The organism is Kitasatospora sp. NPDC098652, assembly GCF_044760155.1.
Classification (GTDB): Bacteria; Actinomycetota; Actinomycetes; order Streptomycetales; family Streptomycetaceae; genus Kitasatospora.
In genome coordinates, this window is sequence record NZ_JBIWAQ010000023.1 from 1 (window position 1) to 12,957 (window position 12,957).

8 protein-coding genes are annotated in these 12,957 nt (G+C 74.8%); 6 read left to right on the forward strand and 2 right to left on the reverse strand.

Translation table 11 applies throughout. The features are described from left to right. Window positions 1–155 precede the first annotated feature (155 nt). Window positions 156–719 carry a hypothetical protein gene (locus ACIQWA_RS34070; protein WP_402489246.1) on the reverse strand — a complete coding sequence of 188 codons (564 nt, stop codon included), beginning with the start codon at window positions 717–719 and terminating at the stop codon, window positions 156–158. A 252-nt stretch (window positions 720–971) separates the two neighbouring features. On the opposite strand from ACIQWA_RS34070, the gene ACIQWA_RS34075 reads away from it, so the two are divergent. Continuing rightward, on the forward strand, window positions 972–2,846 hold the full coding sequence (locus ACIQWA_RS34075) for a serine/threonine-protein kinase (protein WP_402489248.1): 1,875 nt from the start codon (window positions 972–974) through the stop codon (window positions 2,844–2,846). A 56-nt stretch (window positions 2,847–2,902) separates the two neighbouring features. On the opposite strand, the gene ACIQWA_RS34080 is transcribed toward ACIQWA_RS34075, so the two are convergent. Beyond that, window positions 2,903–3,430, reverse strand: coding sequence for an SHOCT domain-containing protein (locus ACIQWA_RS34080; RefSeq protein WP_360238161.1), 528 nt, complete (start codon window positions 3,428–3,430; stop codon window positions 2,903–2,905). Window positions 3,431–3,487: 57 nt separating this feature from the next. On the opposite strand from ACIQWA_RS34080, the gene ACIQWA_RS34085 reads away from it, so the two are divergent. From ACIQWA_RS34085 to ACIQWA_RS34105, 5 genes are all read left to right on the forward strand, one after another. Continuing rightward, entirely contained in the window at window positions 3,488–4,570 is a 1,083-nt protein-coding gene (locus ACIQWA_RS34085; RefSeq protein ID WP_402489251.1) for a protein kinase, read from the forward strand. A gap of 162 nt (window positions 4,571–4,732) precedes the next feature. Continuing rightward, window positions 4,733–6,508: a protein kinase gene (locus ACIQWA_RS34090; RefSeq protein WP_402489253.1), complete on the forward strand. Its 1,776-nt coding sequence runs from the start codon at window positions 4,733–4,735 to the stop codon at window positions 6,506–6,508. Window positions 6,509–6,622: 114 nt separating this feature from the next. Beyond that, a complete protein-coding gene (locus ACIQWA_RS34095) occupies window positions 6,623–8,266 on the forward strand; it encodes a succinic semialdehyde dehydrogenase (RefSeq protein WP_402489255.1) in 1,644 nt (547 codons plus the stop codon). A gap of 77 nt (window positions 8,267–8,343) precedes the next feature. Beyond that, window positions 8,344–10,134 carry a GMC oxidoreductase gene (locus ACIQWA_RS34100; RefSeq protein ID WP_402489258.1) on the forward strand — a complete coding sequence of 597 codons (1,791 nt, stop codon included), beginning with the start codon at window positions 8,344–8,346 and terminating at the stop codon, window positions 10,132–10,134. Window positions 10,135–10,253: 119 nt separating this feature from the next. Beyond that, window positions 10,254–12,089 carry a hypothetical protein gene (locus ACIQWA_RS34105; RefSeq protein ID WP_402489261.1) on the forward strand — a complete coding sequence of 612 codons (1,836 nt, stop codon included), beginning with the start codon at window positions 10,254–10,256 and terminating at the stop codon, window positions 12,087–12,089. The last annotated feature ends 868 nt before the right edge of the window (window positions 12,090–12,957 follow it).

Consider the following 12,957-nt stretch of genomic DNA (forward strand, 5'->3'; position numbering starts at 1 on the left):
CGGTCTGAAAATCACCCGTCACGCCCCTCTCCGCACCCACCCCCTCCACCGCCCCCTCCCGCAGCGCGTCCCTCTCGCCTTGGGCGGGTGAGGGGGTGGGGGGTGGTGGGGGTGGGTGGGTGGGTGCGGGTTGGGGGGTTTCTTGGGGTGGGGGGTCAGGTGTGGTTGGCGGAGCGGCGGGTGAGGAGGAAGCCGCCGATCAGGGCGATGGTGTAGAAGGCCAGGTCGAGGGGGCGGAGGTCGGTGCGCCAGGTGGTGAGGGTTTGGGGGAGGAGGGGGTGGGGGGTGGGGGTGGTGGCGTGGAGCAGGCGGAGGTGTTGGGTGAGTTGGCCGAGGAGGAGGGCGGTGGTGGCGAGGAGGGCGCCCAGGGGTGGGAGTAGCGGGTTCCGGCCGCCCAGGCGGCCGAGGGGGAGGGCGATCAGGCCGGCTTGGGCGATGGTGAGCCAGCCGAGGCTGTCGGCGGCGCGGAGGGGGGCGCAGCCGTAGGCGAGGCCGCTGAGGAGGGTGGCGAGCAGGGCGAGGGTGAGGGCCAGGGCGGTGCGGCGGCGGGGGGCCCGGTGGTGGGGGGTGGGGGTGTCGGTGTAGCCGGTGACCGGGACGCCGGGCATGCCGGGGGCGACGTAGCCCTCGGGGGTGTCCAGCACCGGGGCGACCGAGAAGTGCTGGGCGGTGCGCGGGCGTGGCGACGGGCCGTCAGCGCCCGGTGCGGGTGCGGTCATGGGCATCGAATCCCCCCGGAAGAACGATGAGCTGCCGTACCGTAGCAGCGGTTCGGGCAGATCTTGGCGAGTTTTCGATCACAGATCGGGCACAGAGCGTCGCACCCGTTCCGGTTCGTCCTGGCTCGGGACGGGGGGCGGGTGGTCGCCGCCCCTCCGGACAGGGGATGATGGAGGCTTGGGCGTTCGGGCCCGGGCCGGGCCGACGCGCCGTCACCACGACCGCCAGCAGCACATGGGGGAACGTTCCGAATGACCCAGGCGCAGGGTTCCACCGGCCGCCTCCTGGCCGGCCGCTACCGGCTGAACGGCGTGCTCGGACGCGGCGGCATGGGCACCGTCTGGCGCGCCGAGGACGAGATGCTGGGCCGGACCGTCGCGGTCAAGGAACTGCGGATGAACGCCAGCGTCGACGAGGAGGAGAAGCACCGGCTGATCGTCCGGACGCTGCGCGAGGCGAAGGCCACCGCGCGGATCCGGCACAACTCGGCGGTGACCGTCTTCGACGTGGTCGACGAGGACGACCGGCCGTGGATCGTGATGGAGCTGGTCGAGTCCCGCTCGCTGGCCGACGTGGTGCGGGAGGACGGGCCGCTGGCGCCCGCCCGGGCGGCGGAGATCGCGCTGGACGTGCTGGGCGTGCTGAGCGCGGCGCACGCGCTCGGGATCCTGCACCGGGACGTCAAGCCGTCCAACGTGCTGATCGGCGAGGACGGCCGGGTCGTGCTCACCGACTTCGGGATCGCCAGTGTCGAGGGCGACGCCTCGGTCACCTCCACCGGGATGCTGGTCGGCGCGCCCTCGTACATATCCCCGGAGCGGGCGCGCGGGCAGAAGCCCGGGCCGCCGGCCGACCTGTGGTCGCTGGGCGGCACGCTGTACGCGATGGTCGAGGGGCGGCCGCCGTACGACCGGGGTTCGGCGCTGGCCACCCTGACCGCGGTGATGACCGAGGAGCTGACCACGCCGGCGAACGCCGGGCCGCTGTTGCCGGTGATCGAGGGGCTGCTGGAGAAGGATCCGGCGAAGCGGCTGGACGCGGCGCAGACCCGCTCCATGCTCAAGCGCGTGGTGGCGGAGGCGACCGCGCGGGCGGAGTCGACCACCGAGCATGCGGTGCCGGTCGCGGGCGGGGAGAAGGCGAAGGCGGAGGAGACGGCGGTCGCGGCGGAGGAGGCTCCGGAGGAGACGCCGAAGCGGACTGTGGGCGGGTTGTTGGGGACGGTTCGGGTGGGGAGCCGGGCCAAGGCCGAGGAGCCTGTGGCGGAGCCGGCCGAGCCGGTGCCGGCGGCCGAGCCGATCCGGCCGGTGACCAGTGAGTGGACGATGGGGGCGACCCAGGCGGCCGGGGCCGATCCGCGCAAGGGGCGGCGGCGGTTGGCCATCGCGACCGTGGTGGTGGTGCTGCTGCTGATCGCCGGGATCGTCGCGGTGGTCCAGGCGGTCGGTGGCGGGGACACCGGGGCGAAGGGGGCGGGTACGACGCACAGTGCGGGCGCCACCTCGCCGGTCGCCACGACCGGGGAGGCCACGCCGAGCGCGGGGGCGACGGTGACGGCCAGTGAGCCGGCTCCGGGCGCCTCGACCGGCGAGGCGCCGTCCTCGGCGGCTGCGGTGCAGCCGTCGGCGTCGTCGGCGTCGTCCGCGCCGAGTGAGCCGGCGCCGACGCCGTCCGGTGGGGCGGTGCCGGCCGGGTTCCACGCGTACCAGGACCCGAGTGGCTTCTCGGTCGTGCTGCCGGACTGGCTGCAGCCGGCCGGGTCGGAGTCCAACCGGCGGATCTTCAAGAACTCCGCCGACGGCAGCCAGCTGCGGATCGAGTGGACCACCTCGCCCGGCGAGAGCGCCCTGGCCGACTGGCAGGAGTCCGAGCCGAATGTGCGGGGCCAGGTGACCAACTACCAGCGGCTGAACCTGGCGGCGATCACCTACCGACAGTGGAGCAACGCGGCGGACTGGGAGTGGACCAACGGCACGCCCAAGAGCCACTCGCTCAACCGCGGCTTCGTGACGGGCAGTCCGGCCAAGTACGGCTACTCGATCTACTGGATCGTCCCGGACGCGCAGTGGGCCGCGCAGGCCCCGGCCCGGGACGTCGTCTTCAATACTTTCCAGCCGGCGCCATAGGGCCCGTCAACGCCGACCCGCGGGCAGGAGTTCGAAGACGGGCCGGCGGCCTGGGCTCAGCCGAGCAGGCGCTGTTTGGCGCGGGTGAACTCCTCGTCGGTGAGTGCGCCGGAGGTCCGGAGGGCGGCCAGGCGTTCCAGTTGGCCTATGAGCTGCTCGCCGGTCGGGAGTTCGGGGGCGGGTGCCGTAGGTTGCGGGGAGGTGCGGGCGAGGCGGGCGGCCTCGCGGACCTGCTCGGCGAAGACCTCGGCCTTGGCCACGTCCTCGAAGCGGTGGGAGCCGGTCAGGGCGATGATGGTGAGCACCTCGCCGTTGAGCTTGGTGCGGGCGACGGTGGCGTCGGTGACGGCGGCGAGCGGAACCGGTACCGGAGGTTTCCCGTCCTTCAGGAAGAGCAGCCGGTGGGTGGTGAGGACCAGCACCCCCTTGCGGAAGTGGTCGGGATGGCGCCCGGCCGTGGACGCGACGGGCTTCTCGCCTCCGATGACGGACGCCTCGACGGTGCGGACGGCCTCGGCCCGGTTGGCTTGGTTGCTGTTGCCCGCCATCTTGAAGGCGGTGTCGATCAGATCGGTCCAGTCCATGGGGCCGAGCGTAAAGGAGCCGATCAGTAGGCTGCTCGGTGAGCGAGAGGAACTGGCATGCGAGGCGGCCCGGGCCAGTTGTTGGCGGGGCGGTACCGGCTGACGGACCGTCCCGAACTGCTGCGTGCCTCGGCGGTGGACGAGCGGACCGGTGAATCGGTCCTGCTGCGCGCCGTGGAGCTGCCCGCGTTGCTGACGGCAGGTCAGGATCCGGACGAGCCGAACCCCGGGCACGGGGACCGCCTGGTGCGGCGGGTGGCGGCGGTCGGCGCGGCCGCTCCGTCGTGGCACCCGCGGCTGCTGCGCGGGGTCGGTGCCTTCGTCGAGGGCGAGCTGCTGTGGACGGTCGAGGAGCGCCCGGCCGGCCGGACGCTGGCCGAACTGCTCACCGCCGGGCCGCTCCCGCCGTACCGGGCGGCCGAGTTGGCCGCCGACCTGGCCGGCGCGCTGCGGGCGCTGCACGAGGCCGGGCTCGCCCACGGCAATGTGACCGCCGATGCGGTGCTGGTCTGTGAGGACGGCGCGGCGATGCTCGGCGGCCTGCTGGACGGGGTGGCGCAGGAGGCGCTGGCCGAGGACCTTGGCGGGCCCGGCGGGCGCCGCCGCTACGAGGTCCGGGCCACCCTGGTCGGTCCGGTGGCCGAGCGCTGGCCGCTGGACGGCGGCCCGGCCGGGGACTGCTGGGCGCTCGGGGTGCTGCTGCAGCGGATGGTCACCGGGCGCTCGCCGTTCCCGGAGTTCGGGGTGCCCGAGCTGGTGACGGCCGTGCGGGACGGGCGGCGCGAACCCTCCGTGGTCTGCGGGCCGGTGGCGCCGACGGTCGAGCGGCTGGTGCAGCCCGACCCCACGCTGCGACCCACCGCCGGGGAGCTGCGGGAGGAGCTGGCGGTGCTGCTGGCGGGCGCGCCGGAGCCGGTCGACGGGGAACGGGTGGCCCGGGAGGTCGAGCTCAAGCCGGACGCGCCGCTGGTGCCGCTGCGGCGGCGGCGCGCCCGGCCGGGGGCGGCGGTGCCGGAGACCGGGACGGGCGGTGCGGGGAGCCCCCGGATACCCCCGGCGCTGCTGGGGCCGCTGCTGGTCGGGGGCGTGTTCCTGCTGCTGGTGCTGGGCGTGGTCGCCGTGGTCCTGTTCGCAGGCTGACGGCCCCGGTTCGCGACGGCCCGTCGGTCCGGCGGGTGGGCGAGATTACCGGGCTTGGCAGGGTGCGCCTAATGTGTCCGTGGGATTTGTTCGAACAGCGGTCCGCGGTGGTCGTTCGGCCGTCGTGGCGCGGGTGGAAGCGGAGAGGGGGAGCGGTCGCCGATGGGCGTGCAGGACCGGCCGGAAGCGGCCGAGACGGAGCGGTTGCTGGCCGGGCGGTACGAGCTCGGTGAGCGGCTCGGCCGGGGCGGGATGGGGACGGTCTGGCGGGCCTGGGACCGGATGCTGGACCGCGAGGTCGCGGTCAAGGAGCTGACCGTCAACCACCTTCCGGAGGAGGACCTGCAGATCCTGCACACCCGGATGAAGCGGGAGGCCAGCGCCGCCGCCCGGATCAAGCACCCCGGTGTGATCACCGTGCACGACGTGCTGGAGCAGGACGGCCGGCCGTGGATCGTGATGGAGCTGGTCGACGGCCGCTCGCTGGCCGACGTGATCAGCCAGGACGGCACCCTGCCGCCGCGGGCCGCCGCCGAGGTCGGCAGCCAGGTGCTCGCCGCGCTGCACCGCGGCCACCAGCTGGGCGTGCTGCACCGGGACGTCAAGCCGGCCAACGTGCTGCTGGAGCGCGGCACCGGGCGGGTCGTGCTGCTGGACTTCGGCATCGCCAAGTACGAGGGCTCGACCGAGCTGACCCGGCCCGGTGACCTGGTCGGTTCGCCGGACTACCTGGCGCCGGAGCGCGCCCAGGGCGAGCGCCCGGGGCCGGCCTCCGACCTGTGGGGCCTCGGGGCGACGCTGTACGCGGCGGTCGAGGGCCAGTCGCCGTTCCGCCGGGACTCGCCGATCACCACGCTGGCCGCGGTGGTCGACGAGCCGCTGCCGGAGTCGCGCCGGGCCGGGCCGCTCGGGCCGGTGCTGGCCGCGCTGATGGCCAAGGACCCGGCCGACCGGCCGAGCGCGGACGAGGCGGCCCGGATGCTGGCCGAGGTCCAGGCCGGGCACACCATGGGGCTCAAGACGGTCGGGTCGACGGTCGGCCCGGTGCGGACGCCCACCCAGTCGGTACCGGTGGTGGACCGCCGGGAGGGGCCGGACGGCACGGTGGCCTCGGCGCCGGAGGGCTCGGACGCCCCGGCCGCCTCGGAGGCGCCGACGGACCCGCGTCCGGCCGGGACCGTGGTGGCGCCCGCCGCACCGCCGGTCGGGCCGGAGGTCCCCGGGGGAGCGCACACCGCCGCTGGCGCGCCGGTCGCGCACCCCACCGCGCCCGTGCGCGGTCCGGCCAAGCGCCGCAAGCGGATGAAGCTGGCCGCCGTCGCGGTGGCGGTCGGCCTGCTGGCGGCCGCGGCGACCTTCCTCGCCACCCGGCACGTGGTCGACTCCTCGACCACCGACACCTCGACCAACCAGCCCGACACCGCCGAGCCCACCGATCCGGAGCCGACCGGCACCCCCACCCCGGGGGCGCCCCCGCCGGCCGGCTACCGCTGGGTCGACGACCAGGCCGGCTTCCGCTTCCCGCTGCCGACCGGAGGTCCGGCCTGGCAGCGCAGCCTCGGCGTGCCCGACAGCAACCAGATCTTCTACAGCCCGGACAACCGGGTGCACTACCTGCAGTTCGCGGTCACCGTCGGCCAGTCCGTCAAGCCGCTGGACCACATGCGGCAGATGGAGGGCAACGTCTCCAAGTCGCTCAAGGACTACAAGCAGCACCGGATGGTCGGCGCCGTGGTGAACGGCCACGAGGCGGCCACCTGGGAGTTCAGCTACGCGGCCAAGGAGGGCGGGCGCCGGCGGGCGATCGAGACCGAGTTCCTCGACGAGGACGGCACCGCCTACGCGATCTACACGTCCAGTCCGGACAAGGACGGTGAGTGGCAGCAGGCCGAGCAGCGCTTCACCACGGTGCTCAACCACTTCACGCCGACCCGCTGAGCCCGGGCGCGGTGGCGGACCGTACGGGCGGAGCGCCCCGCTTTCGCCCGACTGCGGCAGATTCTTGTTACCGACGGGTACCGCGCCGGGGTCCGAAGGCCTAGGCTGCGCCGTATGTCGGACCTCACAGCAGATGCAGTGGCCACCGAACACCCCGGCGCCGCCCCGGCGGACGGCAACCCGGCCGCCCCCGGCGGGGGTCGGACCGTCGCGACGGCCGTACCCCGGTCCCTGGTCGAGCGGCTGGCCGGCGGGGTCACCGCGACCGGCGAGCCCAACCTGGTGGAGACCGTCGCCCCGCTGACCGGTGAGCGGCTGGCCGGTCTGCCGCAGTCCACCCCGGCCGACGTCGAGGTCGCCTTCCAGCTGGCCCGCCGCGCCCAGGCGGCCTGGGCCGCGCAGCCGGTGCGCCGCCGGGCCGCCGTCCTGCTGCGCTTCCACGACCTGCTGCTCAAGCGGCAGGACGAGGCGCTGGACCTGGTCCAGGCGGAGACCGGCAAGGCCCGGCTGCACGCCTTCGAGGAGGTGCTGGCCGTCGCGATGGCCGCCCGGCACTACGGGCGCGCCGCGCAGGGCTACCTCAGGGACCGGCGCCGCGGCGGTGCGCTGCCGGTGCTCACCCACACCGTGGAGGCCCGCCGCCCCAAGGGCGTGATCGGCCACATCTCGCCGTGGAACTACCCGCTGGAGCTGTGCATCGGCGACCTGCTGCCCGCCTTCGTGGCCGGCAACGCGGTGGTCAACAAGCCCGACACCCAGACCGCGCTGACCGGCCTGTGGGCCCGCGAGCTGCTGATCGAGGCCGGGCTGCCGGCCGACCTGTGGCAGGTGGTGATCGGCGACGGCCCGGTGATCGGCCCCGCCGTGGTGGAGCACGCCGACTACGTCTCCTTCACCGGCTCCACCCGCACCGGCCGCGAGGTCGCCCAGCGCGCCGCCGCCCGACTGGTCGGCGCCTCGCTCGAACTCGGCGGCAAGAACGCCATGCTGGTGCTCTCCGACGCCGACCTGGAAGCGGCCGCCGCGGGCGCCGTCCGGGCCTGCTTCTCCTCGGCCGGGCAGCTGTGCATCTCGATCGAGCGACTGCTGGTGCACCGCTCGGTGGCCGACCGCTTCCTGGAGCTGTTCGTCGCCCGCACCAGGGCGCTGCGGCTGGGCGGCGGCCTGGCGTACGGCGCCGACATGGGCTCGCTGGTCTCCTCCCGGCAGCTGGACACCACCAACCGGCACGTGGACGAGGCGGTCAAGGCCGGCGCCGTGGTGCTCACCGGCGGACGGGCCCGGCCCGACCTCGGCCCGTACTTCTACGAGCCCACCGTCCTGGACGGGGTGACCCCGGAGATGGCGGTGTGCGGCGAGGAGACCTTCGGCCCGGTCGTCTCGGTCTACCGCTTCGACACCGAGGAGGAGGCGGTGGCCGCCGCCAACTCCACGCCGTACGGCCTGAACTCCAGCGTCTGGACCAGGGACCTGCGGCGCGGCCGGGCGGTCGCGGCCCGGCTGCGCACCGGGACGGTCAACGTCAACGAGGCCTACGCGGCCGCGTACGGCTCGGTCGCCGCGCCGATGGGCGGCATGGGCGACTCGGGGCTGGGCCGGCGGCACGGCGCGGACGGCATCCTGCGGTTCACCGAGGCGCAGACCATCTCGACCCAGCGGGTGATGCCGATCGCGCCCTCGTTCGGCCTGGACGACAAGCAGTTCGCCGCCGTGATGACCGGCGGGCTGCGGGTGCTCAAGGCGCTGCGGTTCAAGTAGCGGACGGCGTGCGCCCCCGGCCGGTCCGGCCCCCCTTTTTTCGACCCTGATTTTCCGACCCCGAGGAGCAGAGGCAGATGGTGGAGTCCGGCGGTGCGGCGGAGTTCGACTACGACGTGGTCGTGGTCGGTTCCGGCTTCGGCGGTTCGGTCGCGGCGCTGCGGCTGACCGAGAAGGGCTACCGGGTCGCCGTCCTGGAGGCCGGGCGGCGCTTCGAGCGGGACGAACTGCCCCGCAACTCCTGGGACCTGCCGAACTACCTGTGGGCGCCGCAGCTCGGGCTGTACGGCATCCAGCGGATCCACCTGCTGGCCAACGTGCTGATCCTGGCCGGCGCCGGGGTCGGCGGCGGTTCGCTGAACTACGCCAACACCCTGTACGTGCCGCCGAAGGCCTTCTTCGAGGACCGCCAGTGGCGCCACATCACCGACTGGCAGCAGGAGTTGGCGCCGTTCTACGACCAGGCGCAGCGGATGCTCGGGGTCCGGCTGAACCCGACCGTCACGCCGTCCGACGTCCACCTCAAGGCGGCGGCCGAGCAGATGGGGGTCGGGGACACCTTCCACATGGCGCCGGTCGGGGTCTTCTTCGGGGACGGCGAGGACGCCGGGGGCACCGCCAAGGGCGCGCCCGGCGAGGAGGTCGCCGACCCGTACTTCGGCGGCGCCGGCCCGGCCCGCAAGGCCTGTGTGGAGTGCGGCGAGTGCATGACCGGCTGCCGGCACGGCGCCAAGAACATGCTCACCGAGAACTACCTGTACCTGGCCGAGAAGGGCGGCGCGGAGATCCACCCGCTCACCACCGTCGCCCGGATCCGGGAGTCCGGGGGCGGCTTCGCGGTGGACGTGCGGCGCACCGACTCCCGGTCGAGGACCGACCGGGTCAAGGCGGGTGCGCGGACCATCACCGCCGCCAGGGTGGTGGTCGCGGCCGGCACCTACGGCACCCAGTCGCTGCTGCACCGGATGCGCGACGGCGGTCACCTGCCCCGGATCTCCGCCCGGCTCGGCGAGCTGACCCGCACCAACTCCGAGGCGCTGGTGGGCGCGCAGACCACCGACCGGCGCTACGGCGCCAAGGCGGACTTCACCAAGGGGGTGGCGATCACCTCCTCGATCCACCCGGACGCCAACACCCACATCGAGCCGGTCCGCTACGGCAAGGGCTCCAACGCGATGGGCGCGCTGTCGATCGCGCAGGTCAAGGGCGGTGGGAAGACCCCGCGCTGGCTGCGCTACCTGGGCAACTCGGTGGTGCACCCGGTGACCTTCGCCCGCTCGATGAACCAGCGCGGCTGGTCCGAGAAGACGATCATCGGCCTGGTGATGCAGTCGCTCGACAACTCGATCACCGTCTCGCTCAGGAAGGGCCCGCTCGGCAAGCCCCGGCTCACCTCCAGCCAGGGCCACGGCACCCCCAACCCGACCTGGATCCCGGCCGCCGAGAAGGGCGCCCAGGCGCTGGCCGACGAGATCAACGGCTTCGCGGGCAGCACCGTCGGCGAGATCTTCGACATCCCGATGACCGCCCACTTCCTCGGCGGCTGCCCGATCGGCGACGCCCCCGAGACCGGCGTGGTCGACCCGTACCACCGGCTGTACGGGCACCCGGGGATCAGCGTGGTGGACGGTTCGGCGGTCTCCGCCAACCTCGGCGTCAACCCCTCGCTCACCATCACCGCGCAGGCCGAGCGCGCGATGTCGATGTGGCCCAACAAGGGCGAGGCCGACCGGCGCCCGGAGCAGGGCGGGTCCTACCGCCGGGTCGAGCCGGTCGCGCCGGTGCGGCCGGCCGTGCCGGAGGGCGCGTTCGGCGCGCTGCGACTGCCGCTGCTGCCCGTCCCGGAGGTCCCGAAGAAGCAGGGCTGAACCCGGCCCGGCGGGCCAACCGACCTGCGCCGCTTTCCGGTTGACAGTCGTTCGGGTCCGGTGGGATAAACGGGCTCCCTGGGGGGACCAGGAACTCGTCGAGCGGGGGGACTGCGGCCATGGCCAACTGCGCATCGTGCGGCGCGACTCGGGTGGTGGGGGCGCCCGCCTGCGGCTCCTGCGGCCGGCCGTGGGCGCCACCGCCGCCGACCGCGCCGCCGGTGCCGCCGACCGCGCCGCCGGTGCCCCCGGCCGCACCGGCCCCGCCGCTGACCGCACCGCCCCCGCCGGTCGGCGGCCCGCCCGCGCTGGGCAGTTGGGGCGCCGGCCGGCCGTACCAGCCGTCCTCGCCCGCCCGGCGGCTGCTGGCCGGCCCGGACTGGCGCCCCGCCCTGCGGGCCGCCGTCGCCCCGACCGCGGTACTGCTGCTGGCCGCGCTGGTCGCGGCGATCCCGAGCGGCTACACCTACGACCGGACCTTCCCGACGCCCGACTTCGGCGACCGCTTCCTCGCCACCCTGGGGATGGCGCTGAACGCGCTCGGGGCGCCGTTCCGGCTCGGCCTGCGGAGCCCCGTCGGCCGGGGCCGCTCGGAGGGCCTGGACGTCACCTTCTGGGTGGTGCCGATGACCGTCACCGTCCTGTGGGGCCTGGCCCTCTGGTTCGGCCTGCGGGCCGGGCGGCACCGGCGCAAGGCCGACGGCACCCAGCTGACCCGCGGCCAGGCCGGCGGCGAGGCGCTGCGCACGGCGGTGGTGCTCGGCCTGGTGACCGTGGTGCTCGGCCTGGTCGCCGGCACCAGCTGGCAGCCCGCGACCGACGAACGGGACCCGGACTACTACGGCACCGCGCTGAGCCTGGGGAAGCCGTCGTACAGCGTCGACTCCGGCTGGCTCTGGGCGGTCGGCTGGACCGTCCTGCTCGGCGGGCTGCTGGCCTTCGCCGTGTACGGCACCGACGCGCTGCGCTGGGCCGCCTGGCGAAACCGCTCGGTGCGCGGCTGGGCGGTGGCGGCGCTGACGGCCGGCCAGGCGCTGGCGCTGACCCTGGGCCTGGCCTCGGTGACGGCCTTCGTGCTGGTCGCGGCCAACAGTGACAAGGGCTGGCAGACGGCGGTCTCGCTGGCCTTCCTGCCCAACCTCGGCCTGGTGCTGCTCGGCCTGGGCTCGGGCGCGACCCTCCGGGCGGGCACCAGCCTGGGCGGGGACGCCCCGGGCTGGAGCGATCCCGGCGGCCGCCGGATGGAGTTCTCCTTCTTCGACCTGCACGACCAGAGCGCCGACTGGCGCTGGGCCGGCCTGCTGGCGCTCGCCGGGGCGGTCCTGCTCGGCTGGACGGCCCACCGGCGGCGGCTGGACGCGGCCGACCGGGTCCGGCTGGCGGTCGTGTACGCCGTGCTGCTGACCGGGCTGACGGCGGCGTCCGGCGGGCTGACCAGCACGGCGATGTCCTTCCTGGCGCCGGACTCCAGCGACTGGGGCGGCTCGAACCGCTCGGTCACCACCCAGGACACCTCGGTGGGCCTGGTGTTCCTCGGGGTGCTGGTGGCCAGTGCGGTCTGGGCGGCGGTCGGTGCGCTGCTGGTGCCCGCGCTGCTGAGGGCGCTCGGCGGGGGCGACTCGGCGCTGTACGGTTCGGCGCCGTACGGATCGGCGGCGTACGGGTCGGCGGCGTACGGGCCGTCCGGGGCGGTGCCGCCGGAGGTGCCGGACCCGGCGGGGCCGGGGTACGGGGTGCCGGGTGCGCCTGGCCAGGCTGGCCCGCCGTACCGAGCGGTGCCCGCCCAGGTGCCGCCGCCCGGGCCGGTGGCGGACGCGTCGGTGGCGGACGGGCCGGTGGTGGCCGGGGTGAGCGAGGTGATCGGCTCGCACGAGGTGTCGCCCGCCCCGGCCCCCGCCGACGCACGGCCGGGCGAGGAGCCGGTGGACCCGACGGTCTGGCGCGACCACCCGTAGGGCCGGCGCGCCGCGGAGAAGTGCGGCGGAGAACTGCGGCGGAGAAGTGCGCCCTGGAAAGGGCAAAGGGCCCCGCGGGGGAACGGGGCCCTTTGTCGCTCAGCACGCGGCGTCAGGGCTGCGCCGGTGCTGGGGGTGACGGCGCCGGGGGAGGAGCGCCGTCGGGTCGGTCGGCTCGTGGTGCGCCCGTGCGGCGGTGGTCGGCGGGCAGGTCTGCGCCGGGCCCTCGCTCACGGAGCGTGAGGTGACGACCGCTGTCGTCGTTCTGGACGGCGACTGCGGAGGCAATGGTCCGGGACTCCACGGGAGGCCTGCCGGCCGCCGGGAGAACCGTTCACACCGAGCATCGTGGTGGACGGAGGGGCCGTTCTGCAACCGATTCGGCACAGTTCGGCACAGTTCATTTACCGGCGACACCGGGTCGAATGATCACGGTGAGTAGTGGTCTGGCGGGTTGCGGCGCACGGGGACGCGCGTAGCAGCGCGGGACGGCGGGGGTGGTGCGCCCGGGGCGTGCCCCGGATCGAAGGGCGGTGCGACGGCCGGTCCCGGGCGTCCCCGGGGAGCCGGCCGTCCCACCTGTCGGCCCAGTCGCGGCCGGGGTCGCTGTCCCCTGCTGGCCGGCCGCGGCACCCGCGCACGGTCCCACGGAGCCGCGCTCCCCGGCTGGCCGGGGCGGCGGCGCCACATGCGCCGGTGGACTGGGGTGAAGCTCCACGCGTGGTCCTGCACCCGCACGGCGGTGCCCCGGTAGGGGCGGTGGCGGCGCGTCTGGCGGACGCGGCGCAGTCGTGCGGTCGTCAGAAGCAACGAACCGCGGCCCCGCCCGGTCACGGTCCTTTGGACGTGCAGACGAGTGAAACCGGAC